Annotated in this window: 37 protein-coding genes; 36 read left to right on the forward strand and 1 reads right to left on the reverse strand. The window is 59.3% G+C overall.

The window, feature by feature from the left end:
- The first annotated feature begins 169 nt into the window (after positions 1–169).
- From rpsL to FB598_RS19355, 36 genes are all read left to right on the forward strand, one after another.
- A complete protein-coding gene (gene rpsL, locus FB598_RS19180) occupies positions 170–553 on the forward strand; it encodes a 30S ribosomal protein S12 (protein ID WP_008113040.1) in 384 nt (127 codons plus the stop codon).
- 156 nt (positions 554–709) lie between these two features.
- Complete coding sequence (rpsG, locus tag FB598_RS19185) at positions 710–1,180, forward strand: 30S ribosomal protein S7 (RefSeq protein WP_079217283.1); 471 nt, start codon at positions 710–712, stop codon at positions 1,178–1,180.
- 126 nt (positions 1,181–1,306) lie between these two features.
- Positions 1,307–3,412 carry an elongation factor G gene (fusA, locus tag FB598_RS19190; RefSeq protein WP_141917775.1) on the forward strand — a complete coding sequence of 702 codons (2,106 nt, stop codon included), beginning with the start codon at positions 1,307–1,309 and terminating at the stop codon, positions 3,410–3,412.
- 94 nt (positions 3,413–3,506) lie between these two features.
- Positions 3,507–4,697 (forward strand): elongation factor Tu, encoded by a 1,191-nt coding sequence (gene tuf, locus FB598_RS19195; RefSeq protein WP_141917755.1) that lies wholly within the window; start codon positions 3,507–3,509, stop codon positions 4,695–4,697.
- A gap of 81 nt (positions 4,698–4,778) precedes the next feature.
- On the forward strand, positions 4,779–5,096 hold the full coding sequence (gene rpsJ / locus FB598_RS19200; protein WP_006464935.1) for a 30S ribosomal protein S10: 318 nt from the start codon (positions 4,779–4,781) through the stop codon (positions 5,094–5,096).
- 151 nt (positions 5,097–5,247) lie between these two features.
- Positions 5,248–5,916, forward strand: coding sequence for a 50S ribosomal protein L3 (gene rplC, locus FB598_RS19205; RefSeq protein ID WP_183405897.1), 669 nt, complete (start codon positions 5,248–5,250; stop codon positions 5,914–5,916).
- Positions 5,917–5,919: 3 nt separating this feature from the next.
- Positions 5,920–6,540, forward strand: a complete 621-nt coding sequence (gene rplD / locus FB598_RS19210) for a 50S ribosomal protein L4 (protein WP_050469959.1) — start codon at positions 5,920–5,922, stop codon at positions 6,538–6,540.
- Entirely contained in the window at positions 6,537–6,854 is a 318-nt protein-coding gene (rplW, locus tag FB598_RS19215; RefSeq protein WP_050469957.1) for a 50S ribosomal protein L23, read from the forward strand. The genes rplD and rplW overlap by 4 nt, the downstream gene beginning before the upstream one ends.
- Positions 6,854–7,681 carry a 50S ribosomal protein L2 gene (gene rplB / locus FB598_RS19220; RefSeq protein WP_141917780.1) on the forward strand — a complete coding sequence of 276 codons (828 nt, stop codon included), beginning with the start codon at positions 6,854–6,856 and terminating at the stop codon, positions 7,679–7,681. Before rplW ends, rplB begins: the two co-directional genes overlap by 1 nt.
- Positions 7,682–7,691: 10 nt before the next feature.
- Positions 7,692–7,967 (forward strand): 30S ribosomal protein S19, encoded by a 276-nt coding sequence (gene rpsS / locus FB598_RS19225; RefSeq protein ID WP_050461705.1) that lies wholly within the window; start codon positions 7,692–7,694, stop codon positions 7,965–7,967.
- Positions 7,968–7,973: 6 nt separating this feature from the next.
- On the forward strand, positions 7,974–8,306 hold the full coding sequence (gene rplV / locus FB598_RS19230) for a 50S ribosomal protein L22 (RefSeq protein ID WP_174525383.1): 333 nt from the start codon (positions 7,974–7,976) through the stop codon (positions 8,304–8,306).
- A 9-nt stretch (positions 8,307–8,315) separates the two neighbouring features.
- A complete protein-coding gene (gene rpsC, locus FB598_RS19235; RefSeq protein WP_141917783.1) occupies positions 8,316–9,131 on the forward strand; it encodes a 30S ribosomal protein S3 in 816 nt (271 codons plus the stop codon).
- A 2-nt stretch (positions 9,132–9,133) separates the two neighbouring features.
- A complete protein-coding gene (gene rplP, locus FB598_RS19240) occupies positions 9,134–9,553 on the forward strand; it encodes a 50S ribosomal protein L16 (protein WP_050469952.1) in 420 nt (139 codons plus the stop codon).
- 13 nt (positions 9,554–9,566) lie between these two features.
- Entirely contained in the window at positions 9,567–9,761 is a 195-nt protein-coding gene (gene rpmC / locus FB598_RS19245) for a 50S ribosomal protein L29 (RefSeq protein WP_141917787.1), read from the forward strand.
- Complete coding sequence (gene rpsQ / locus FB598_RS19250) at positions 9,758–10,030, forward strand: 30S ribosomal protein S17 (RefSeq protein ID WP_141917789.1); 273 nt, start codon at positions 9,758–9,760, stop codon at positions 10,028–10,030. Before rpmC ends, rpsQ begins: the two co-directional genes overlap by 4 nt.
- A gap of 195 nt (positions 10,031–10,225) precedes the next feature.
- Positions 10,226–10,594, forward strand: coding sequence for a 50S ribosomal protein L14 (rplN, locus tag FB598_RS19255; protein ID WP_006464924.1), 369 nt, complete (start codon positions 10,226–10,228; stop codon positions 10,592–10,594).
- A 9-nt stretch (positions 10,595–10,603) separates the two neighbouring features.
- The gene (rplX, locus tag FB598_RS19260) at positions 10,604–10,918 is read left to right on the forward strand and encodes a 50S ribosomal protein L24 (RefSeq protein WP_050469945.1); all 315 of its coding nucleotides are present in this window, start codon (positions 10,604–10,606) and stop codon (positions 10,916–10,918) included.
- A 5-nt stretch (positions 10,919–10,923) separates the two neighbouring features.
- Positions 10,924–11,463: a 50S ribosomal protein L5 gene (rplE, locus tag FB598_RS19265; protein WP_141917792.1), complete on the forward strand. Its 540-nt coding sequence runs from the start codon at positions 10,924–10,926 to the stop codon at positions 11,461–11,463.
- A gap of 7 nt (positions 11,464–11,470) precedes the next feature.
- Entirely contained in the window at positions 11,471–11,776 is a 306-nt protein-coding gene (gene rpsN / locus FB598_RS19270; RefSeq protein WP_050469942.1) for a 30S ribosomal protein S14, read from the forward strand.
- Positions 11,777–11,790: 14 nt separating this feature from the next.
- Positions 11,791–12,186, forward strand: a complete 396-nt coding sequence (gene rpsH, locus FB598_RS19275; RefSeq protein ID WP_079217272.1) for a 30S ribosomal protein S8 — start codon at positions 11,791–11,793, stop codon at positions 12,184–12,186.
- Between the two features lie 10 nt (positions 12,187–12,196).
- Positions 12,197–12,730 carry a 50S ribosomal protein L6 gene (gene rplF / locus FB598_RS19280; RefSeq protein ID WP_141917794.1) on the forward strand — a complete coding sequence of 178 codons (534 nt, stop codon included), beginning with the start codon at positions 12,197–12,199 and terminating at the stop codon, positions 12,728–12,730.
- Positions 12,731–12,742: 12 nt separating this feature from the next.
- On the forward strand, positions 12,743–13,105 hold the full coding sequence (gene rplR / locus FB598_RS19285; RefSeq protein WP_050469965.1) for a 50S ribosomal protein L18: 363 nt from the start codon (positions 12,743–12,745) through the stop codon (positions 13,103–13,105).
- 11 nt (positions 13,106–13,116) lie between these two features.
- Positions 13,117–13,635 (forward strand): 30S ribosomal protein S5, encoded by a 519-nt coding sequence (gene rpsE / locus FB598_RS19290; RefSeq protein WP_141917796.1) that lies wholly within the window; start codon positions 13,117–13,119, stop codon positions 13,633–13,635.
- A gap of 10 nt (positions 13,636–13,645) precedes the next feature.
- A complete protein-coding gene (gene rpmD / locus FB598_RS19295) occupies positions 13,646–13,825 on the forward strand; it encodes a 50S ribosomal protein L30 (protein ID WP_050469963.1) in 180 nt (59 codons plus the stop codon).
- A 26-nt stretch (positions 13,826–13,851) separates the two neighbouring features.
- Positions 13,852–14,286 carry a 50S ribosomal protein L15 gene (rplO, locus tag FB598_RS19300; RefSeq protein WP_141917799.1) on the forward strand — a complete coding sequence of 145 codons (435 nt, stop codon included), beginning with the start codon at positions 13,852–13,854 and terminating at the stop codon, positions 14,284–14,286.
- Positions 14,287–14,305: 19 nt separating this feature from the next.
- The gene (gene secY / locus FB598_RS19305; RefSeq protein WP_141917801.1) at positions 14,306–15,637 is read left to right on the forward strand and encodes a preprotein translocase subunit SecY; all 1,332 of its coding nucleotides are present in this window, start codon (positions 14,306–14,308) and stop codon (positions 15,635–15,637) included.
- A 31-nt stretch (positions 15,638–15,668) separates the two neighbouring features.
- On the forward strand, positions 15,669–15,887 hold the full coding sequence (gene infA, locus FB598_RS19310) for a translation initiation factor IF-1 (RefSeq protein ID WP_005663428.1): 219 nt from the start codon (positions 15,669–15,671) through the stop codon (positions 15,885–15,887).
- Positions 15,888–15,926: 39 nt separating this feature from the next.
- Positions 15,927–16,040, forward strand: a complete 114-nt coding sequence (rpmJ, locus tag FB598_RS19315; RefSeq protein WP_006464913.1) for a 50S ribosomal protein L36 — start codon at positions 15,927–15,929, stop codon at positions 16,038–16,040.
- A gap of 28 nt (positions 16,041–16,068) precedes the next feature.
- Entirely contained in the window at positions 16,069–16,434 is a 366-nt protein-coding gene (gene rpsM, locus FB598_RS19320) for a 30S ribosomal protein S13 (protein ID WP_040501720.1), read from the forward strand.
- Between the two features lie 43 nt (positions 16,435–16,477).
- Positions 16,478–16,882, forward strand: coding sequence for a 30S ribosomal protein S11 (gene rpsK, locus FB598_RS19325; protein ID WP_050469922.1), 405 nt, complete (start codon positions 16,478–16,480; stop codon positions 16,880–16,882).
- A 199-nt stretch (positions 16,883–17,081) separates the two neighbouring features.
- Positions 17,082–17,705 carry a 30S ribosomal protein S4 gene (gene rpsD / locus FB598_RS19330; protein ID WP_141917803.1) on the forward strand — a complete coding sequence of 208 codons (624 nt, stop codon included), beginning with the start codon at positions 17,082–17,084 and terminating at the stop codon, positions 17,703–17,705.
- Positions 17,706–17,810: 105 nt separating this feature from the next.
- Complete coding sequence (gene rpoA / locus FB598_RS19335; RefSeq protein WP_050469919.1) at positions 17,811–18,788, forward strand: DNA-directed RNA polymerase subunit alpha; 978 nt, start codon at positions 17,811–17,813, stop codon at positions 18,786–18,788.
- 174 nt (positions 18,789–18,962) lie between these two features.
- Positions 18,963–19,358: a 50S ribosomal protein L17 gene (gene rplQ / locus FB598_RS19340; RefSeq protein WP_050469917.1), complete on the forward strand. Its 396-nt coding sequence runs from the start codon at positions 18,963–18,965 to the stop codon at positions 19,356–19,358.
- Between the two features lie 259 nt (positions 19,359–19,617).
- On the forward strand, positions 19,618–19,965 hold the full coding sequence (cutA, locus tag FB598_RS19345; protein ID WP_141917805.1) for a divalent-cation tolerance protein CutA: 348 nt from the start codon (positions 19,618–19,620) through the stop codon (positions 19,963–19,965).
- 60 nt (positions 19,966–20,025) lie between these two features.
- A complete protein-coding gene (dsbD, locus tag FB598_RS19350) occupies positions 20,026–21,831 on the forward strand; it encodes a protein-disulfide reductase DsbD (protein ID WP_255464092.1) in 1,806 nt (601 codons plus the stop codon).
- Between the two features lie 134 nt (positions 21,832–21,965).
- Positions 21,966–22,604 carry a peroxiredoxin gene (locus FB598_RS19355; RefSeq protein WP_141917807.1) on the forward strand — a complete coding sequence of 213 codons (639 nt, stop codon included), beginning with the start codon at positions 21,966–21,968 and terminating at the stop codon, positions 22,602–22,604.
- Positions 22,605–22,916: 312 nt separating this feature from the next.
- On the opposite strand, the gene FB598_RS19360 is transcribed toward FB598_RS19355, so the two are convergent.
- Positions 22,917–23,867 carry a LysR family transcriptional regulator gene (locus tag FB598_RS19360; protein WP_141917809.1) on the reverse strand — a complete coding sequence of 317 codons (951 nt, stop codon included), beginning with the start codon at positions 23,865–23,867 and terminating at the stop codon, positions 22,917–22,919.
- Positions 23,868–23,887 lie beyond the last annotated feature (20 nt).

Below are 23,887 nucleotides of genomic sequence, written 5' to 3' on the forward strand. Positions count from 1 at the left end.
TCGCCCGGGCTTATGCGTTCTTTGGTCTGAAGTTTCGCTGTTGCGACGCTTATCTCCCTCCCGGTCTTAAATCGAAACGCGCAGTTTCTCTCGCGCAAGTTTCTTGTGTGGTTCCGGGCAACCGTTTCCGGAACCTGTTTTCAATGTCGTACTTTGTTGGATTAAAACGATGCCAACCATCAATCAACTGATTCGCAAACCACGCGTCTCCGCGATCGTGAAGAGCAAATCGCCGGCGCTGGAAAACAGCCCGCAGAAACGCGGCGTTTGCACCCGCGTTTACACCACCACCCCGAAGAAGCCGAACTCCGCGCTGCGTAAGGTCGCCAAGGTACGCCTGACCAACGGTTTCGAAGTCATTTCGTACATCGGCGGCGAAGGCCACAACCTGCAAGAACACAGCGTCGTGCTGATCCGCGGCGGCCGTGTGAAGGACTTGCCGGGTGTGCGTTACCACATGGTTCGCGGTGCACTGGATACCCAGGGCGTCAAGGATCGTAAGCAAGCCCGCTCGAAGTACGGCGCCAAGCGCGCCAAGGCAGCGAAGAAGTAATAATTGGTCTTTATCATGGCGCTAGTCGCCTGGTAAAAGTGTCGGTCCGGAATGGGCCGAGTAAGTGGAGATCATGATGGTCTCCGCGAGTGCAGGCGATGTTGAAAGCGAAGTCTCAGGGTTCGCCCACTCAACTGAAGATTGAAAGGAATTGAAATGCCACGTCGTCGTGAAGTCCCCAAGCGGGAAATTCTGCCGGATCCGAAGTTCGGCAATGTTGATGTCGCCAAGTTCGTCAACGTCCTGATGCTGTCGGGCAAGAAGTCGGTTGCCGAAAACATCATCTATGGCGCGTTTGACCACATCCAGCAAAAGTCCGGCAAGGACCCGCTGGAAGTGTTCGCCGCCGCGCTGGCCAACTGCAAGCCGATGGTTGAAGTCAAGTCGCGCCGCGTTGGCGGCGCCAACTACCAGGTGCCTGTTGAAGTGCGTCCGGTGCGCCGTATGGCCCTGTCGATGCGTTGGCTGCGTGAAGCCGCCAACAAGCGCAGCGAGAAGTCCATGCCGCAACGCCTGGGCGGCGAATTGATGGAAGCGGCCGAAGGCCGCGGCGGCGCAATGAAGAAGCGGGATGAAGTTCACCGTATGGCTGAAGCGAACAAGGCGTTCTCGCACTTCCGCTTCTAACAAAGACAGGACGGGGCCCTCGTTGCATCGGCAGGGCCCTTGTCTATATCTGAATTGGTTCGAGCCGAGCGTTTATTTGAAAAAATTGACGCTCGGTTTCGTGCATTAAAGACTTAGGAATAAATCATGGCTCGCAAGACCCCCATTGAGCGCTACCGCAATATCGGTATTTCCGCGCACATCGATGCAGGTAAAACCACCACGACCGAGCGCGTGCTGTTTTACACAGGCGTGAACCACAAGATCGGTGAAGTGCACGATGGCGCCGCCACCATGGACTGGATGGAGCAGGAGCAAGAGCGCGGCATCACGATTACGTCGGCTGCCACCACCTGTTACTGGAAGGGCATGGCGAACAATTTCCCGGCCCACCACATCAACATCATCGATACCCCGGGCCACGTCGACTTCACCATTGAAGTCGAGCGCTCGATGCGCGTCCTGGACGGCGCCTGCATGGTCTACTGTGCAGTCGGCGGCGTGCAGCCGCAGTCGGAAACCGTGTGGCGCCAGGCCAACAAGTACAAGGTTCCCCGTCTGGCATTCGTCAACAAGATGGACCGTACCGGCGCCAACTTCTTCAAGGTGTACGAGCAGATGCGCGCTCGCCTGAAGGCCAACCCGATCCCGATGCAAGTGCCTATCGGCGCCGAAGAAAACTTCGAAGGCGTGATCGACCTGGTCAAGATGCGCGCGATCTACTGGGACGACGCCAGCCAGGGCATGAAGTTCGACTACCGCGACATTCCGGAAGGCCTGAAGGCTGAAGCCCAGAAGTGGCGCGAAAACCTGGTCGAGACCGCCGCCGAAGCGTCGGAAGACCTGATGAACAAGTACCTGGAAGAAGGCGACCTGACCGAAGCCGAAATCAAGGGCGCGATCCGCCAGCGCACCATCTCGGGCGAAATCGTCCCGATGATGTGCGGCACCGCATTCAAGAACAAGGGCGTGCAGGCCATGCTGGACGGCGTGATCGAATACCTGCCGTCGCCGGTCGACATCCCGCCGGTTCCGGGCCTCAACGAAGACGACGAGCCGGTCGTGCGCGAAGCCAAGGACGACGAGAAGTTCTCCGCCCTGGCGTTCAAGATCGCTACCGACCCGTTCGTCGGCCAGCTGTGCTTCATCCGCTGCTACTCGGGCACCCTGAACTCGGGCGACACCGTGTTGAACTCGGTGAAGTCGAAGAAGGAACGCATTGGCCGTATCGTCCAGATGCACGCCAACCAGCGCGAAGAAATCAAGGAAATGCTGGCAGGCGACATCGCCGCTGTCGTGGGTCTGAAGGACACCACCACCGGCGACACCCTGTGCGACGACAAGTCCGTGGTCGTGCTCGAGCGCATGGTCTTCCCTGAGCCGGTGATCTCGCAGGCCGTCGAGCCCAAGACCAAGGCCGACCAGGAAAAGATGGGCCTGGCCCTGAACCGCCTGGCCGCAGAAGATCCGTCGTTCCGCGTGCGTACCGACGAAGAATCGGGCCAGACCATCATCGCCGGTATGGGCGAGCTGCACCTGGACATCATCGTCGACCGCATGAAGCGCGAATTCAACGTTGAAGCCACCGTCGGCAAGCCGCAGGTTGCCTACCGCGAAACCATCCGCAAGACCTGCGAAGAGTCCGAAGGCAAGTTCGTCAAGCAGTCGGGCGGCCGCGGCCAATACGGCCACGTCGTGCTGAAGATCGAGCCGCAAGAAGCCGGCAAGGGCTTCGAGTTCGTCGACGCGATCAAGGGCGGCACCGTCCCCCGCGAATTCATCCCGGCGGTGGAAAAGGGTGTTCGCGAAACCCTGAACACCGGCGTGCTGGCCGGTTATCCGGTGGTTGACGTCAAGGTCACGCTGTTCTTCGGTTCGTACCACGATGTGGACTCGAACGAAAACGCGTTCCGCATGGCCGGTTCGATGGCGTTCAAGGAAGGTTGCCGTCGCGCCAGCCCGGTGATCCTGGAGCCGATGATGGCGGTCGAAGTGGAAACGCCGGAAGATTACGCCGGTACCGTGATGGGCGACCTGTCGTCCCGCCGCGGCATGGTGCAGGGCATGGATGAAATCGCCGGCGGTGGCGGCAAGATCATCAAGGCTGAAGTCCCGCTGTCGGAAATGTTCGGTTACTCGACGACGCTGCGTTCGGCCACGCAAGGCCGCGCAACCTACTCGATGGAATTCAAGCACTACTCCGAAGCGCCCAAGAACGTGATCGACGCGATCGTCACTTCGAAGGCCAAGTAAGGTCAAGTAAGTCGAGAAAGTATCGATCCGTCCCGTGTGGGGCGGATCACTGTTTAACGTTAAGCAAACATTCGTTCCTTGAAGGAAATCTAAAATGGCAAAAGGCAAGTTTGAGCGGACCAAGCCGCACGTGAACGTGGGCACGATTGGCCACGTTGACCACGGCAAGACCACGCTGACCGCAGCGATTGCGACCGTCCTGTCGAAGAAGTTCGGCGGCGAAGCGAAGGCATATGACCAGATCGACGCGGCACCGGAAGAAAAGGCGCGCGGCATCACGATCAACACCGCGCACGTCGAATACGAAACTGCAAACCGCCACTACGCGCACGTTGACTGCCCCGGCCACGCCGACTACGTCAAGAACATGATTACCGGTGCAGCGCAGATGGACGGCGCGATCCTGGTGTGCTCGGCCGCAGACGGCCCGATGCCGCAGACGCGCGAACACATCCTGCTGTCGCGCCAGGTTGGCGTTCCTTACATCATCGTGTTCCTGAACAAGGCCGACATGGTGGACGACGCCGAGCTGCTGGAGCTGGTGGAAATGGAAGTGCGCGAACTGCTGTCGAAGTACGAGTTCCCGGGCGACGACCTGCCAATCGTGAAGGGTTCGGCCAAGCTGGCGCTGGAAGGCGACACGGGTCCGCTGGGCGAGCAGGCGATCATGGCGTTGGCCGAAGCGCTGGACAGCTACATTCCGACGCCGGAACGTGCCGTTGACGGTACCTTCCTGATGCCGGTGGAAGACGTGTTCTCGATCTCGGGCCGCGGCACCGTGGTGACCGGTCGTGTCGAGCGCGGCATCGTCAAGGTTGGCGAAGAAATCGAAATCGTCGGTATCCGCGACACCCAGAAGACCACCTGCACCGGCGTGGAAATGTTCCGCAAGCTGCTGGACCAGGGTCAAGCTGGCGACAACGTCGGCGTGCTGCTGCGCGGCACCAAGCGTGAAGACGTGGAGCGTGGCCAGGTGTTGGCCAAGCCGGGTTCGATCAAGCCGCACAAGCACTTCACCGGCGAGATCTATGTCCTGTCGAAGGACGAAGGCGGCCGTCACACCCCGTTCTTCAACAACTACCGTCCGCAGTTCTACTTCCGTACCACGGACGTGACCGGCGCGATCGAACTGCCGAAGGACAAGGAAATGGTCATGCCGGGCGACAACGTGTCGATCACCGTGCAACTGATCAACCCGATCGCGATGGAAGAAGGCCTGCGTTTCGCTATCCGTGAAGGCGGTCGTACCGTCGGCGCCGGCGTCGTCGCCAAGATCTTCGACTGATTGTCGGATCGCAATACCTGTAGCAATTTTCACCATCGCCGGGGATGATCCCATCCCCGGTTCGTTCTTTAAAGGAAAATCATGTCGGTTCCTAGCCAAAAAATCCGTATCCGTCTCAAAGCATTCGACTATCGTCTGATCGACCAGTCCGCACTGGAAATCGTCGACACCGCCAAGCGTACCGGCGCCGTCGTCAAGGGCCCGGTTCCTCTGCCGACCCGCATCCAGCGTTTTGACGTCCTGCGTTCCCCGCACGTCAACAAGACTTCGCGCGACCAGTTCGAAATCCGTACCCATCAGCGCCTGATGGATATCGTCGATCCGACCGACAAGACGGTTGACGCATTGATGAAGCTGGACCTGCCCGCTGGCGTTGATGTAGAAATCAAGCTGCAATAAAAGCAGGCAATGTGTTGGAAAAGCGCACAACCTATGGTTGTGCGCTTTTTTATTCCGGGCTATAATGCTCGGCTTCGATGTGGGTTTTGCGTCTGCAGAGCCCGCAATTATTGGTAGTACGAACATCAGCCCCGCCCAATCGCAGGCGGGAATGGAGAAAACAATGAGCCTGGGCCTTGTTGGTCGCAAGGTTGGTATGATGCGCATCTTCACGGAAGATGGGGATTCGATCCCTGTGACCGTGCTGGACGTGTCCAACAACCGCGTGACACAAATCAAAACGCCTGAAGTGGATGGTTATTCCGCTGTTCAGGTGACCTTCGGTCAGCGTCGCGCTTCCCGCGTGACCAAAGCCGCTGCCGGCCACTACGCCAAAGCTGGCGTTGAAGCTGGTACCGTTCTCAAAGAATTCCGTGTTGACGCCGCCAAGGCTGCCGAATTGAAGGCAGGCGAGGTCGTGGGCATCGGCATGTTCGAAGCCGGTCAGAAAGTGGACGTCCAGGGCGTCTCGATCGGTAAGGGCTACGCCGGTACCATCAAGCGTTACAACTTCTCGTCGGGTCGCGCGACCCACGGTAACTCCCGTTCGCACAACGTTCCTGGCTCCATCGGTATGGCGCAGGATCCGGGCCGCGTGTTCCCGGGCAAGCGCATGACCGGCCATCTGGGCGATGTCACCACCACGGTGCAGAACCTGGAAATCGCCCGTGTCGACGCCGAACGTCAGCTGCTGCTGGTCAAGGGCGCCGTTCCCGGCGCCAAGAACGGTCAAGTGATCGTTTCGCCCGCAGTCAAAGTCAAAGCGAAGAAGGGGGCCTGATCAATGGAACTGAAGCTCCTGAATGACCAAGGTCAAGCTGCTTCGAACGTCGCCGCACCGGATACCATTTTCGGCCGCGACTACAACGAAGCCCTGATCCATCAGGTCGTGGTTGCCTACCAAGCGAATGCTCGCAGCGGCAACCGCAAGCAAAAGGATCGTGAAGAAGTCAGTCACACCACCAAGAAGCCCTGGCGCCAAAAGGGTACCGGCCGCGCACGCGCCGGTATGTCCTCGTCGCCGTTGTGGCGCGGTGGTGGTCGCATCTTCCCGAACTCGCCCGACGAAAACTTCACGCACAAGGTCAACAAGAAGATGTATCGCGCAGGCGTCTGCTCGATCCTGTCTCAGTTGGCACGCGAAGGCCGCCTGTCGGTCGTTGAGAATTTCGCCGTCGAAGCGCCGAAGACAAAGCTGTTGTCCCAGAAGCTGAAGGGCATGGGCCTGGATTCGGTGCTCGTGATCACCGACAGCCTGGACGAGAACCTGCTGCTGGCATCCCGCAATCTGCCGGGCGTGCTGGTGGTTGAGCCGCGTCAAGCTGATCCCGTGTCGCTGGTGTACTTCAAGAATATCTTGATCACCAAGTCGGCTCTGGCAAAGATTGAGGAGTTGCTGGCATGAACGCAATCGTGAAACATAGCGAAGAGCGCCTGATGAAGGTGCTGCTGGCGCCGGTCATCTCTGAAAAGGCAACCTTCGTGGCCGAGAAGAACGAGCAAGTCGTTTTCCTGGTCGCCAAGGATGCAACCAAGCTGGAAGTCAAGGCCGCTGTCGAACTGCTGTTCAAGGTGGAAGTCGAGTCCGTGCAAGTGGCAAACCGCCAGGGCAAGCAAAAGCGCTCCGGCAAGACCATGGGCCGTCGCAACCACACCCGTCGCGCCTTCGTCAGCCTGAAGCCGGGTCAAGAGATCAACTTCACCGAGGAGGCTAAATAATGGCACTCGTAAAAGTTAAGCCGACCTCGCCCGGCCGGCGCGGTATGGTCAAGGTCGTTAATCCCGACCTGTACAAGGGCCGTCCGCTGGCATCGCTGGTCGAAAAGAAGTCCAAGACCGCTGGCCGCAACAACAACGGTCACATCACCACCCGCCACATCGGCGGTGGCCACAAGCAGCATTACCGCGTTGTCGACTTCCGTCGCAACAAGGACGGTATTCCTGCCAAGGTCGAGCGTATCGAATACGACCCGAACCGTACCGCGCACATCGCATTGCTGTGCTACGCGGACGGCGAGCGCAAGTACATCATCGCTCCCAAGGGCCTGACCGTGGGTGATTCGCTGATCAGCGGCTCGGAAGCGCCGATCAAGTCGGGCAACACCCTGCCGATCCGCAACATTCCGGTCGGCACCACCATCCACTGCGTGGAAATGCTGCCGGGCAAGGGCGCACAGATCGCCCGTACCGCCGGCGCTGCCGTGGTACTGATGGCGCGTGAAGGCACCTACGCCCAGGTTCGCCTGCGTTCCGGTGAAGTGCGTCGCGTTCACATCGAATGTCGCGCCACCATCGGCGAAGTCGGCAACGGCGAGCACAACCTGCGCAAGATCGGCAAGGCCGGTGCGACGCGTTGGCGCGGTATCCGCCCGACCGTTCGCGGTGTGGTCATGAACCCGGTCGACCACCCGCACGGTGGTGGTGAAGGTAAGACTGCGGCTGGCCGTCACCCGGTTTCGCCGTGGGGTCAGCAGACCAAGGGCAAGAAGACTCGTAGCAACAAGCGTACGACTTCGATGATTGTCTCGCGTCGCGGCAAGAAATAAGGGATAAAACATGACACGTTCATTGAAAAAAGGTCCGTTCTGCGACGCGCATCTGGTGAAGAAGGTGGAAACCGCCCAGGCGACAAAGGACAAGAAGCCGATCAAGACCTGGTCGCGCCGTTCGACGATCATGCCGGACTTCATCGGCCTGACGATCGCGGTGCATAACGGCAAGCAGCACGTGCCGGTCTATGTGTCGGAAAACATGGTTGGTCACAAGCTCGGCGAATTCGCGCTGACCCGTACGTTCAAGGGTCACGCTGCCGATAAGAAGGCTAAGAAATAAGGTCCTATGATGGAAACTAAAGCTACTCTGCGCGGTGTGCACCTGTCGGCCCAGAAGGGCCGCCTGGTTGCAGACCTGATCCGCGGTAAACAAGTTGATCAGGCACTGAATATCTTGGCTTTCAGCCCCAAAAAGGGCGCGGCGATCATCAAGAAGGTTCTGGAGTCCGCAATCGCGAACGCCGAACACAATGATGGCGCTGACATTGACGAGCTGAAGGTCAAGACCATTTATGTGGAAAAGGGTGCGGTCCTCAAGCGCTTCACAGCGCGTGCGAAGGGCCGTGGTGATCGTATTTCCAAGCAATCGTGTCACATCTACGTGACCGTCGGAAACTAAGGAGTCACGATGGGACAGAAGATTCATCCAACCGGTTTCCGTCTGGCGGTTACACGTAACTGGGGCTCGCGCTGGTATGCAGGCAATAACAACTTTGCCGACATGCTCAACGAGGACCTGAAGGTCCGTGCTTACCTGAAGAAGAAACTGAAGAACGCTTCGGTTGGCCGCGTCGTGATCGAGCGTCCGGCGAAGAACGCCCGCATCACCATTTACAGCTCCCGTCCGGGCGTTGTGATCGGCAAGAAGGGCGAAGACATCGAAGTGCTGAAGACCGCACTGGCCAAGCTGATGGGCGTGCCCGTGCACGTCAACATCGAGGAAATCCGCAAGCCGGAAGCCGATGCCCAACTGATCGCCGATTCGATCTGCCAGCAGCTGGAAAAGCGCATCATGTTCCGTCGCGCCATGAAGCGTGCGATGCAGAACGCCATGCGCCTGGGTGCACAAGGCATCAAGATCATGTCGTCGGGTCGCCTGAACGGCATCGAAATCGCCCGTACCGAATGGTACCGCGAAGGCCGTGTGCCCCTGCACACCCTGCGTGCCGATATCGACTACGGTTTTGGCGAAGCTGAAACCACCTACGGCATCATCGGCGTCAAGGTGTGGGTCTACAAGGGCGACCGCCTGGCAAACGGCGAAGCTCCGGTGCTGGTCGGCGAACTGGACGACGACAAGAAGCGTCGTGGTCCGCGTCGTGACGACGGCAAGCCGGGTGCTCGTCCCCGCTCGAAGACTGGCGCTCCTGGCGCCGGCGCGAAGCGCGGTGGACGTCCTCAAGCTGCCGATGCCGGTGTGTCGGCTGAGAAAGCAGGAGAATAATCATGCTGCAACCAGCACGTAGAAAATATCGTAAAGAACAAAAGGGTCGTAATACCGGCATTTCGCACACCCGCGGAACCGCCGTGTCGTTCGGCGACTTTGGTCTGAAGGCAGTCGGCCGTGGCCGTCTTACCGCCCGTCAGATCGAAGCCGCACGTCGCGCGATGACCCGTCACATCAAGCGCGGTGGCCGTATCTGGATCCGCGTGTTCCCGGACAAGCCGATCTCCCAGAAACCTGCTGAAGTGCGTATGGGTAACGGCAAGGGCAACCCGGAGTACTACGTGGCTGAAATCCAGCCAGGCAAGGTACTGTACGAGATGGACGGTGTTGACGAAACTCTGGCGCGCGAGGCGTTCCGTTTGGCTGCTGCCAAATTGCCGCTGTCGACGACTTTCGTTGTTCGTCAAGTCGGTCAATAATTAGGAGCGGAACATGAAAGCATCTGAACTCCGCGGTAAGGACAAGGCATCGTTGGAAAAGGAACTGGGCGAATTGTTGAAGGCCCAGTTCAGCCTGCGCATGCAAATTGCAACCCAGCAACTGAACAATACCGCACAGCTGAAGAAAGTACGTCGCGACATCGCGCGTGTGAAAACTGTGATCAACTCGAAGGATGGTCAACAATGAACGATCAAGTGAAACAAGCGCTCAAGCGCACGCTGATTGGCAAAGTTGTGTCCGACAAGATGGACAAGACTGTTACCGTCCTGATCGAGCGTCACGTCAAGCACCCGCTGTACGGCAAGATCATCGTGCGCACCAAGAAGTACCATGCGCATGACGAGTCGAACACGGCCAAGGCCGGCGACACTGTCGAGATCCAGGAAGGCCGTCCGGTCTCCAAGACCAAAGCCTGGACCGTGACACGCGTTGTACAAGAAGCACAAATCGTATAAGTAGTTAAGTAGTCCTTGCGCGCTCGATATTATGCTGCCATAATATCGAGCTCTCTTCTTGCTGCGCCCTGCCTGCAGGAAGAGTCAAAAAAGTAGCTAAATTCGTCCCCTAACTAGCGAGTTCGCTTGCTAACAGGACCAAGACTGACCGCTTCTGCATTGTGCACGGCGGATTAAGTTGGGAAAGAAAATATCATGATTCAAACTGAAAGCCGGCTCGAAGTGGCCGACAACACTGGTGCGCGCGAAGTCCTGTGCATCAAGGTCTTGGGTGGTTCCAAGCGCCGCTATGCGGGCATTGGCGACGTGATCAAGGTTACTGTTAAGAGCGCAGCTCCGCGTGGTCGCGTCAAAAAAGGTGAAATTTATAACGCTGTCGTCGTGCGCACCGCAAAGGGTGTCCGTCGTCAGGATGGTTCTCTGGTCAAGTTCGATGGTAATGCAGCTGTCCTGCTGAACGCTAAGCTCGAGCCGATCGGCACCCGTATCTTTGGGCCGGTGACTCGTGAGCTGCGTACGGAGCGCTTCATGAAGATCGTCTCCCTGGCGCCTGAAGTTCTGTAAGGAGTGGTCATGACAAAGATTCGTAAAAACGATGAAGTCATCGTGTTGACCGGCAAAGACAAGGGCAAGCGCGGTGTCGTGGCTGCTCGCGTCAGCGCCGATTATGTCATTGTGGAAGGCGTCAACGTCGCTAAGAAGGCAACCCGCCCGAACCCGATGACTGGTGCAACTGGCGGCATCGTCGATAAGCTGATGCCAATTCATGTGTCCAACGTTGCGTTGTTCAACGCAGCTAGCGGCAAGGCAGATCGTGTGGCTTACAAGGAAGTGGACGGCAAGAAAGTCCGCGCCTACAAGTCGAGCGGCGAAGTCGTTAAGGTTTAATCATCATGGCACGTCTTCAACAGTTCTATAAAGATAAAGTCGTTGCTGACCTGACTGCGAAGTATTCGTATAAGTCGGCAATGGAAGTTCCGCGCATCCTGAAGATCACCCTGAACATGGGTCTGTCGGAAGCGGTAGCGGACAAGAAAATCATCGAGCACGCAGTGGGCGATCTGACCAAGATCGCCGGCCAGAAGCCGGTGGTGACCAAGGCGCGTAAGGCGATCGCGGGTTTCAAGATCCGTGAAGGTTACCCCATCGGTTGCATGGTGACCCTGCGTGGCGCGCGCATGTACGAATTCCTGGATCGTCTGATCACCGTGGCCCTGCCGCGCGTGCGTGACTTCCGTGGCGTGTCGGGTCGTGCGTTCGACGGTCGTGGCAACTACAACATCGGCGTGAAAGAGCAGATCATTTTCCCCGAAATCGAGTACGACAAGATCGATGCGCTGCGTGGCATGAATATCAGCATTACCACGACTGCGAAGACCGACGACGAAGCGAAAGCGCTCCTCGCCGCATTTAAATTCCCGTTCAGAAACTGAGGATGCCATGGCAAAACTGGCACTGATTAACCGTGAACAAAAGCGCGCTGCACTGGTGAAGAAGTACGCCGCCAAGCGCGCCGAGTTGAAGGCTGTTATCGACGACCAATCGAAGTCGGAAGAAGAGCGTTACGAAGCTCGCCTGAAGCTGCAGGCGCTGCCGCGCAATTCGGCTCCGACCCGTCAGCGCAATCGTTGCGCACTGACAGGCCGTCCCCGTGGTACTTTCCGCAAGTTCGGATTGGGCCGTATCAAGGTCCGTGAAATCGCCATGCGCGGCGAAATCCCGGGTTTGACCAAAGCTAGCTGGTAATAGGAGAAGAAGCAATGAGTATGAGCGATCCTATCGCCGATATGCTGACCCGTATCCGCAATGCGCAAGGCGTGAACAAGACTACCGTCGTCATGCCGTCTTCCAAAGTGAAGGTAGCCATTGCCAACGTCCTCAAGGACGAGGGTTATATCGAAGATTTCGCCGTTGTTGCCGCTGAAGGCAAGGCTGAATTGAAAATCGGTTTGAAGTATTACGCCGGCCGTCCGGTTATCGAGCGCCTGGAGCGCGTGTCCCGTCCGGGTCTGCGCATCTACAAGGGCAAGGACGATATCCCGAACGTCATGAATGGCCTGGGCGTGGCGATTGTGTCCACCCCGCGCGGCGTGATGACTGACCGCAAAGCACGCGCAACCGGTGTCGGTGGCGAAGTGATTTGCTACGTGGCCTAAGGAGTGCAAGATGTCTCGTGTAGGTAAAATGCCTGTTGCACTGCCGAATGGCGCGGAAGCGACCATCACTGCAGCGCACATCACCGTCAAGGGCCCGCTGGGCTCGCTGACGCAGCCGCTGACCAACAAGGTCAAGGTGGCAAACAACAATGGCTCGCTGAGCTTCGAAGTGGCTGATGACAGCCGTGAAGCGAATGCGATGTCCGGCACCCTGCGTGCCCTGGTCAACAACATGGTCAACGGCGTCACCAAGGGTTTCGAAAAGAAGCTGACGCTGGTTGGCGTGGGCTTCCGTGCACAGGCGCAAGGCGACAAGCTGAACCTGTCGCTGGGCTTCTCGCACCCCATCGTTCACCAGATGCCTGCAGGTATCAAGGTTGAGACCCCGACCCAGACCGAAATCCTGATCAAGGGTATCGATCGCCAGGTGGTTGGCCAGGTCGCCGCAGAAATTCGCGCGTACCGCGAACCCGAGCCCTATAAGGGCAAGGGTGTTCGCTACGCTGACGAAGTGGTGACGCTCAAAGAAACCAAGAAGAAGTAATAGGGGTTGATGATGGATAAGAAACAATCTCGTCTGCGCCGCGCGACGCAAACTCGTGCCAAGATCGCAGAACTGAAGGTCAATCGCCTGGCCGTGCATCGTACCAATACGCACATTTACGCCAGCGTCATCGGTCCTGATGCAAACGTGCTGGCTTCGGCCTCCACCCTGGAAGCGGAAGTTCGCGCCCAGCTGGCTGGCCAGTCGGGCAAGGGCGGCAACGCCGCTGCCGCGGCACTGATCGGCAAGCGCGTTGCGGAAAAGGCCCTGAAGGCGGGTGTGACCGAAGTCGCATTCGACCGTTCCGGTTTCCGTTATCACGGTCGCGTCAAGGCGTTGGCTGAAGCTGCGCGTGAAGCCGGCCTGAAGTTCTAAGGATAATCATCATGGCAAAAATGCAATCGAAAACGCAAAGCGACAAGCCTGATGACGGCATGCGCGAAAAGATGATCGCGGTCAACCGCGTCACCAAGGTGGTGAAGGGCGGCCGTATCATGGGTTTCGCTGCGCTGGCAGTGGTTGGTGACGGCGATGGCCGCATCGGCATGGGCAAGGGCAAGTCGAAGGAAGTGCCTGTCGCCGTGCAGAAGGCAATGGAAGAAGCCCGCCGCAAGATGATCAAGGTCACCTTGAAGAACGGCACCCTGCATCACACCGTGATCGGCAAGCACGGCGCATCGTCGGTTCTGATGTCGCCGGCCAAGGACGGTACCGGCGTGATCGCCGGCGGCCCGATGCGCGCGATCTTCGAAGTGATGGGCGTGACCAACGTGGTGGCCAAGTCGACCGGTTCGACCAACCCCTACAACATGGTGCGTGCTACCCTCGACGGTCTGTCGAAGATGAACACTCCGGCTGAAGTTGCTGCCAAGCGCGGCAAGTCGGTCGAAGAAATCCTGGGCTAAGGTGATTCAGATGGCTAACACAATCAAAGTCAAGCTGGTCAAGGGTCTGATCGGTACTCGTCAGGATCACCGCGCAACCGTGCGCGGTCTGGGTCTGCGTCGCGTCAACTCGGTTGCCGAGCTGGAAGACACCCCATCGGTGCGCGGCATGATCAACAAAGTGTCCTATCTTGTGAAAGTGGTGTCGTAAGCGTCAGCTTGCGAACGGAGCGAATCATGCAATTAAACACAATCCAACCCGCAGAAGGCGCAAAGCACTACAAGCGTCGCGTCGGTCGTGGTATCGGTTCGGGCCTGGGCAAGACTGCCGGCCGCGGCCACAAGGGTCAGAAATCGCGTTCGGGCGGTTTCCACAAGGTCGGTTTCGAAGGCGGCCAGATGCCTTTGCAACGTCGTCTGCCCAAGCGCGGCTTCAAGTCGCTGGCAACGCCGTACAAGGCTGAAGTGCGCCTGTCGGACCTGGAAAAACTGCCCGTCGCCGAGATCGATGTGCTGGCACTCAAGCAAGCCGGCCTCGTGTCGGAACTGGCGCGTGTCGTGCGTATCATCAAGGCTGGCGAATTGACCAAGAAGGTAACCGTCAAGGGCCTGATCGCTACCAAGGGTGCCAAGGCTGCAATCGAAGCCGCTGGCGGTTCTGTTGGCGAGTGATCCGGGCTCGGAGCATTAATTGGCAACTACTCCTCAAATAGCGAAAGGCGCCGCCAAAGGCTTCCCATGGGGCCGTTTGTGGTTCCTGCTGGGAGCGTTGGTCGTCTATCGCATCGGTGCGCATATCCCGGTTCCGGGTATCGACCCGACGCAGCTGGCCCAATTGTTCAAGCAGAACCAGGGCGGCATCCTGGGCATGTTCAACATGTTCTCCGGTGGTGCTCTGTCGCGTTTCACGATCTTCGCACTGGGGATCATGCCGTACATCTCGGCATCGATCATCATGCAGCTGCTGTCGGTAGTTTCGCCGCAGCTGGAGGCGTTGAAGAAAGAGGGTGAAGCCGGTCGTCGCAAGATCACGCAGTACACGCGTTACGGCACCCTGGTGCTGGCGACGTTCCAGGCGCTGGGCATTGCAGTGGCGCTGGAGTCGCAAGCCGGCCTGGTGCTGGATCCGGGCCTGGCGTTTCGCCTGACTACCGTGGTGACGCTGATTACCGGCACGATGTTCCTGATGTGGCTGGGTGAGCAGATTACCGAACGTGGTCTGGGCAACGGCATCTCGATCATCATCTTCGCTGGTATCGCGGCTGGTTTGCCGAATGCTCTGGGTGGTTTGTTCGAACTGGTCCGTACGGGTTCGATGAGCGCCTTGTCGGCGATCCTGATTTGCGTGATCGTGGCGCTGGTGACCTTCCTGGTGGTGTTCATCGAACGCGGCCAGCGCAAGATCCTGGTCAATTATGCCAAGCGTCAGGTCGGCAACAAGATCTACGGCGGCCAAAGCAGCCATTTGCCGCTGAAGCTGAACATGGCAGGCGTGATCCCGCCGATCTTCGCATCGTCGATCATCCTGTTCCCGGCGACGATCACCAGCTGGTTTACGTCGGGCGACACGTCGAATCCCTTCATTCGTTTCCTGAAGGATCTGGCGGCATCGATGGCGCCGGGCGAGCCGATCCATGCTCTGTTGTATGCGGCGGCCATTGTGTTCTTCTGCTTTTTCTATACCGCGCTGGTGTTCAACAGCAAGGAAACGGCAGATAACCTGAAGAAGAGTGGTGCATTTGTTCCGGGTATCCGCCCGGGCGACCAGACGGCGCGTTACATCGACAAGATCCTGACGCGTCTGACACTGGCTGGTGCGGTCTATATCACGCTGGTCTGTCTGTTGCCCGAGTTCCTGATTGCCCGCTGGAAAGTGCCGTTCTACTTCGGTGGCACATCGCTCTTGATCATCGTGGTCGTGACCATGGACTTCATGGCTCAGGTGCAGAATTATGTAATGTCGCAGCAGTACGAATCGTTGCTTCGCAAGGCTAATTTCAAAGGCGGCATGACTCCGCGTTAAGCGGACCCGGTTCCAATGGAAGAAGACGGGAATGGCAAAAGACGATGTTATTCAGATGCAAGGCGAGATTCTGGAAAATCTCCCTAACGCGACATTCAGGGTTAAGTTGGAAAACGGGCATGTTGTACTCGGCCATATTTCCGGGAAGATGCGGATGAACTATATCCGCATCCTGCCAGGCGATAAGGTAACGGTGGAACTGACGCCTTACGATTTGAGCCGGGCACGTATCGTGTTCCGTACCAAGTAACAGTGAATCGAACCTAGTATTGAAAGAAAGAGGGCCACAATGAAAGTGCTCGCATCAGTGAAGCGGATCTGCCGCAACTGCAAAATCATCAAGCGCAATGGCGTCGTTCGTGTGATCTGCACCGAACCCCGCCACAAGCAGCGCCAAGGTTAACTTAACGTTATTGATCGAGGAATAACGCATGGCACGTATTGCAGGGGTCAACATCCCCAACCATCAGCACACCGTGATCGGCCTGACCGCCATCTATGGTATTGGCCGTCCGCGCGCAGAAGACATCTGTGTCGCAACCGGCGTTCCGACCAACAAGAAGGTCAAGGACCTGGACGATAACGAGCTGGAAAAGCTGCGTGACGAAATCGCCAAGTTCGTCGTGGAAGGCGATCTGCGCCGTGAGTTGTCCATGAACATCAAGCGTTTGATGGACCTGGGCTGCTACCGTGGCCTGCGTCACCGTCGCGGTCTGCCGGTGCGTGGCCAACGTACCCGTACCAATGCCCGCACTCGCAAGGGTCCGCGCAAGGCCGCTCAATCGCTGAAGAAATAATCCCGGCAGGCGCTAGTCACTGGTCGGATTCAAGGAAATCATTATGGCAAAGTCCCCCAACAACGCAGCAGCATCGCGTGTTCGCAAGAAAGTAAAGAAGAACGTTGCTGAAGGTATCGCGCACGTTCACGCTTCGTTCAACAACACCATCATCACGATCACCGACCGCCAGGGCAATGCCCTGTCGTGGGCGACTTCGGGTGGTGCTGGCTTCAAGGGTTCGCGCAAGTCGACTCCGTTCGCTGCTCAGGTCGCTGCTGAAACAGCCGGCAAGGTCGCGATCGAATGCGGCATCAAGAACCTGGAAGTGCGTATCAAGGGTCCGGGCCCTGGCCGTGAATCCGCCGTGCGCGCCCTGAACAACCTGGGCATCAAGATCACCCAGATCCAGGACGTGACTCCGGTTCCGCACAACGGCTGCCGTCCGCCGAAGCGCCGTCGCATCTAAGTTGTACGCATTTATGTAGTATAATCTTGCGCTTTGCGGGATTCGGCTGAAAAGCCCCCCGCGAAACGCCGGAAACCACCCGCCAATGACCTTGGCGGGTTTTGTTCTTAAGACCACTGTCTGATCCTGCGCATTTTTTGCGTATGCAGATCAGACTAGCGTCCGGCTGTACGGGACGTCATTCAATAAAGGAAATACTGTGGCACGTTATATCGGACCCAAAGCAAAACTCTCCCGCCGCGAAGGCACCGACCTGTTCCTGAAGAGCGCACGCCGCTCGCTGGATTCCAAGTGCAAGCTGGATTCCAAGCCAGGCCAGCACGGCCGCACTTCGGGCGCCCGCACCTCCGACTACGGCAACCAGCTGCGCGAAAAGCAGAAGGTCAAGCGCATGTACGGCGTCCTCGAGCGTCAGTTCCGCCGCTACTTCGCTGAAGCCGACCGCCGCAAGGGCAACACCGGCGAAAACCTGCTCAAGCTGCTGGAATCGCGCCTGGACAACGTCGTCTACCGCATGGGCTTCGGCTCGACCCGCGCTGAAGCGCGTCAGCTGGTCTCGCACAAGGCGCTGACCGTCAACGGTATCGTCGTCAACATCGCTTCCTACTCGGTCAAGGCCGGCGACGTCATCGCCATCCGCGAAAAGGCCAAGAAGCAAGTGCGTATCGCTGAAGCCCTGTCGCTGGCTGAGCAATCCGGTTTCCCGTCGTGGGTTGCCGTCGATGCCAAGAAGCTGGAAGCGACCTTCAAGTCGTCGCCGGATCGCAGCGAAATCGCCAATGACGTCAACGAATCGCTGATCGTCGAATTGTATTCGCGTTAATCCGTAGTACTCAGTATCTCCGTGCCCACCATCAGGTGGGCATTTTTCCGAACTGCCATCAGCCTTATCGGCGTAACGAGCCGAGGGTATTGAAAAGGACATTTCATGCAAAACAGTTTGTTGAAGCCCCGCATCATCGAAGTGGAAGCAATCGCTCCCGGTCACGCCAAGGTCGTGATGGAGCCGTTCGAGCGCGGTTACGGTCACACCCTGGGCAACGCGCTGCGTCGCGTGCTGCTGTCGACCATGACCGGTTATGCGCCGACCGAAGTCACCATCGCCGGCGTGGTCCACGAGTATTCCTCGCTGGACGGCGTGCAAGAAGACGTGGTCGACATCCTGCTGAACCTGAAGGGCGTGGTTTTCAAGCTGCACAACCGTGACGAAGTCACCCTGACCCTGAAGAAAGAAGGCGAAGGCGTGGTGCTGGCGTCGGATATCGACCTGCCGCACGATGTCGAGCTGATCAATCCGGATCACGTGATCGCCAACCTGACCGCCGGCGGCAAGCTGGACATGCAGATCAAGGTCGAGAAGGGCCGCGGCTATGTGCCGGGCAACGTTCGCCGCCTGTCGGAAGATACCAACAAGACCATCGGTCGCATCATCCTGGACGCATCGTTCTCGCCAGTGCGCCGCGTTTCCTACGCCGTCGAATCGGCGCGTGTGGAACAGCGTACCGACCTGGACAAGCTGGTCATGAACATCGAGACCAACGGCGTCATCACTCCGGAAGAAGCGATCCGCCAGTCGGCCCGCGTGCTGGTTGACCAGCTCAACGTGTTTGCCGCCCTGGAAGGCACCGAAGCGACTGCCGAAGCGCCGTCGCGCGCACCGCAGGTCGATCCGATCCTGCTGCGTCCGGTCGACGACCTGGAGCTGACCGTGCGTTCGGCAAACTGCCTGAAGGCCGAGAACATCTACTACATCGGCGACCTGATCCAGCGCAGCGAAAACGAATTGCTCAAGACCCCGAACCTGGGTCGCAAGTCGTTGAACGAAATCAAGGAAGTCCTGGCTTCGCGTGGCCTGACCCTGGGCATGAAGCTGGAAAACTGGCCGCCTGCCGGCCTGGAGAAGTAATTCTGATGCTAACGGCCGGCGAGTATTCCAGCCGGCCGTAGCGGCAAGAAATAAAGCAGTACCTGTTGTTTATTCGTTTGTTTTTCGTCATTTACCGGTCCGCGAGCGGGTCAGCCAAGCTGGCTTTGCCGATAGAAGAACTGGATCAAAACTGTTATCTGAAAGGAAATCATCATGCGTCACCGTCACGGTCTCCGTAAACTGAACCGTACTTCGTCCCACCGTCTGGCAATGCTGCGCAACATGACCGTTTCGCTGCTGCGCCACGAAGCCATCAAGACCACCCTGCCGAAGGCCAAGGAACTGCGCCGCGTCGTCGAGCCGATCCTGACCCTGGGCAAGACCGACACCCTGGCCAACAAGCGCCTTGCATTCAACCGCCTGCGCGACCGCGAAATCGTCGGCAAGCTGTTCTCCGAACTGGGCCCGCGCTACGCTACCCGCAATGGCGGCTACCTGCGCATCCTGAAGATGGGTTTCCGTCAAGGCGACAACGCCCCGATGGCATTCGTCGAACTGGTTGACCGTCCGGAAGTCAGCGACGATGCAGAAGTCCAGACCGCCGAATAATTCCGGTTGTCACAATTAAAAAAGCCAGGCATTGCCTGGCTTTTTTGTTTCTGCAGCCGGCGGGCGGATGAGTGTGCCGCCCGCCGATGCGCTGCAACTGTTCTTGACTTGAGCGGAGTGGCGGCACGCCCGCCGCAGATGTGGTTGAATATGGGACCGCATCTGCCGCGCAGCCCCACGTTCCCGCAGAGGCCGCCCATTTCATCCGCAGCCGCCATGCCTGGGCATCGCCGGGCCAGCATGGCAAAGGACCGCAGACATGACATCATCCTTATTGAACCAGCCGCTGCTGGTGTTGACCAATGTACCTGAGCAGGAGCTGGCGCAATCCCTGGCGCGCGCGCTGGTGGATGGGGGGCTGGCCGCCTGCGTCAACATCCTGGCGCCGGTGGCGTCGGTGTACCGCTGGCAAGGCCAGGTGGAACACGCGGTCGAGATTCCGCTGCTGATCAAGACCACGCAGGCGCGCTATGGGGAAGTCGAGCAGGCGATCTGCCGGGCCCATCCTTACGATGTGCCGGAAATCGTCGCGCTGCCGGTCGCGGCCGGCTTGCCGGCGTATCTGGGGTGGATAAGGGAAGAGACCGGCCAGCCCCTGCGCACCTAGAGCGCGTTTCTCGCCTGTCGATGTAACGCGTTCCACGATGAAGAATCCAATTTGAGCCGCATGAACAAAACCGAGAACCGTTTTTACCGCAGCATGCATCGCCTGCTGACAAACATCCTTTGCCTGTTGCCGCTGGCGGCACTGCTGTCATTGAGCCCGGCCCGTGCCGCCGATGACTACCTGCCGCCGGAACAGGCCTTCCAGCTCAGCGCGCGCATGCTGGATGCCGCCACGCTGGAGCTGAGCTACCGGATCGCCGACGGCTATTACATGTACCGCGACCGCTTCCATTTCAGCGCCGAGGGGGCGACGCTGGGCGAGCCGCAATTCCCGCATGGCGTGACCAAGTACGACGAGAATTTCCAGAAAGAGGTCGAGACCTATCACCAGGCGGTGACGGCGCGCATCCCGGTGGCGGACGCGGCCGGCCCGTTCACCGTCAATGCGGTGTCGCAGGGCTGCGCCGACAAGGGCTTGTGCTATCCGCCGATGACGCTGAAAGTGAACCTGTCGCCGCAGGCAATCGGCACCGTGGTGCGGGCCGGCAGCGCCAGCGATACCGATGGCAAGATGGCGCCGGCCGGCGGCGCCGATGTCGATGGCATCGCCGCGGTGCTCAAGGGCGGCAAGCTGTGGAGCATTCTCTCGCTGTTCTTCATCCTCGGCATCGGCTTGTCGTTCACGCCCTGCGTGTTGCCGATGGTGCCGATCCTGTCTTCTATCATCGTCGGCCAGCAAGGAACGGCCTCGGGCCAGGGACGCGCCCGCAGCTTCCTGCTGTCGGTCGATTACGCGCTGGGCATGGCGCTGGTCTATACGGCGCTGGGCGTGGCCGCGGGCATGCTGGGCGAAGGCTTGTCGGCGTATCTGCAGAATCCCTGGATCCTGGGCGCCTTCGCATTGCTGATGGCCGGCCTGGCCTTGTCCATGTTCGATGTCTACCAGTTGCAAGTGCCGGCCGCGCTGCAGTCGAAACTGTCGAGCGCTTCCGGCGGCGGCAGCGGAACGTGGGTGGGCGTATTCCTGATGGGCGCCATTTCCGCATTGATCGTCGGCCCTTGCGTGGCCGCTCCCCTGGCCGGCGCGTTGCTGTATATCAGCCAGAGCGGCAACGTGGTGCTGGGCGGCAGTGCATTGTTCGCCATGGCGCTGGGCATGAGCGTGCCATTGTTGCTGATCGGCGCCTCCGCCGGCGCCTTGCTGCCGCGCGCCGGTGCCTGGATGGACGCCGTCAAGCGTTTCTTCGGCGTACTGATGCTGGGTACCGCGCTGTGGATGGTGGCGCCGGTGATCCCGGCCTGGCTGCAGGTCGCCGGTTGGGCCGCGCTCGGCATTGGGTATGGCGCCTACCTGCTGTGGTCGCGTCCGGCCGGCTGGCTGGCGCGCGCCTTCGGCCTGGCGTTCGCCTCGCTGGGATTGCTGCAGCTGGTCAGCGTGGCCACCGGCGGGCGCGATCCGCTGGCGCCATTGGCGCATCTGGCCGCGCCAGGGGCAACTGCCGCGCACACGGAGTTCGTGCGCGTGCGCTCATCGGCCGAGCTGGATGCTGCGCTGGCGCAAAATGCCCGCGGCGAGCGCCGGCCGGTGATGCTGGACTTCTATGCCGACTGGTGCGTCTCCTGCAAGGAGATGGAACGCTTCACCTTCACCGACGCCCGCGTGAAGGAACGCTTTAGCCGGATGCTGTTGCTGCAGATCGATGTCACCGCCAATAACGCCGACGACCGCGCCATGCTCAGGCGCTTCAACCTGTTCGGGCCGCCGGGCATCATGTTCTTCAATGCCGACGGCAAGGAACAGGTTGGCAAGCGCGTCATCGGCTACCAGGACGCCGATCGTTTCCTGGCGGTATTGCAGGGCTTGTAAGGAAGTTTCGGGCTTAGGTAGATCATCATTGCGTCACGTTATTTGGTTACGTCTTAATAATTGTTGGACGAAGCCATCGCGCGAGCTATAGTCAATCTTCTGTTTTACCCTCACCCTCGAACAAGGAGACCGTTATGACACTGCGTCTGGGCGATACCGCGCCGGATTTCGAGCAAGAATCCTCGATCGGCAAGATCAAATTCCACGACTGGGCGGGCGATTCCTGGGTCGTGCTGTTTTCCCATCCGGCCGATTTCACGCCGGTCTGCACCACCGAACTGGGCCTGACCGCCAAGCTCAAGCCGGAGTTCGACAAGCGCAACGTCAAGGCCATCGCGCTGTCGGTGGACGGCGCCGAAGCCCACCAGCAATGGATCAAGGACATCGAGGAAACCCAGCAGACCGTGGTCGGTTTCCCCATCGTGGCCGACGTCGACAAGAAGGTTGCCGGCCTGTACGACATGATCCACCCGAACCAGTCCGAGACCGCCACCGTGCGCTCGCTGTTCGTGATCGACCCGAAGAAGAAAGTGCGCCTGATCATCACCTACCCGATGAGCACCGGCCGCAATTTCGATGAAGTACTGCGCGTGATCGATGCCCTGCAGCTGACCGACGGCTACACCGTGGCCACCCCGGGCAACTGGAAGGACGGCGACGACGTGATCATCCCGCTGACGGTCAAGGATGAGGAAGTGATCAAGCAGAAGTACCCGAAGGGCTACAAGTCGCCGCGCCCTTACCTGCGCATCACGCCGCAGCCGAACAAGTAAGCCGCTCGCTTCACGCGGACAAGAAAACGCTCCTTCGGGAGAAATGCCGTTCAGTTAAGTACTGAACGGCATTTTTGTTTGTGGAGTTGTGTTTGTGGAGTCCAGACTCCGTTCGCCCTGAGTAGCTGCGCAGCAGCGTATCGAAGGGCAGGCAAGGCCGCTGACGCTGGTGCGCTGGCTTCGATACGGCCCTGGCGGGCCTACTCAGCCCGAACGGACTCGGTGATGAGCGGTTCAGAATTGGCTTTAACGGGACGGCATTTCTCCATCGGGAGCGTTTTTTCATTGGAGGATGCATGCGTCCCAGGCAGCTCATGCGTCCGGGGACGGGGCGAGCGCCTGCGCGAAATCCTCGATGAACAGCCGCGCCACCGGCGACAGCTGGGTGCCGTGGCGCGTCACCAGCTGGTAGGGTTCGCTGCGCGTGTGCAACTGCAGCGGCAGGATGCAGGTCATGCCGAAGCGGGTGCAGAACTGCGCCACGTCCACCGACAGCAGTGCTACGAAGTGCGGATTCTTTTGCAGCAGCGAGAGCGTGGTGAAGGCCGAGGTGGTTTCCATCAGGTGCAGCGGAAAGCGCAGGTCGGCGTCGTGGAATTCGCGCTCCAGCGAGACCCGCATCGGCATGTTGGCCGAATACACCACCCAGCGCGAATCGGCCAGGTCGGACAGCTGCAACTCTTGCGCCTGCGCCAGCGGATGGTTGACGCTGGCCACGACCGCCAGCTGTTCATCGTGGATATTGAAGGCGTCGTACAGGTGCGGGCGCTGGCTGATGCTGGTGCGGCAGATCGCCATGTCCAGCCGGCCCTGGTCCAGCAGGCGCAGCAGGCGCGCGCTGGTGTCTTCGACGATTTCCACCGACAGCGAGGGCCGTTTTTCCAGCAGGCGCGTCAGCGCATCGGTCAACAGCGGCACCGCGCCCATGATGGTGCCCACCGCCAGCCGCCCGCCATTGCCTTGCATGATCGACAGCATTTCCTCGCGCAGGTGGGTCAGGTCGGTCTGGATCAGCCGCGCATAGCGGATCACGCAATGGCCCAGCTCGGTCGGTTCCAGCCCGCGGTTGGTGCGCACGAACAGTTGCGCGCCGAGGGTGCTTTCGATTTCCTGCAAGGCCTTGCTGGCGCCCGGTTGGGTCAGGGCGACCTGTTCGGCGGCCTTGAGCAGCGAACCGTGGTCGGACAAGGCGATCAGCAGGCGCAGCTGGCGCAGGTGCAGGCGCGAGGTGATCGAAGCGAGCGAGGGCAGGGAGGTTTGCATGGCGGCGGGCCGTGGCGTCG

The sequence above is a fragment of the Herbaspirillum sp. SJZ106 genome, from assembly GCF_006715495.1.
GTDB lineage: Bacteria > Pseudomonadota > Gammaproteobacteria > Burkholderiales > Burkholderiaceae_D > Herbaspirillum.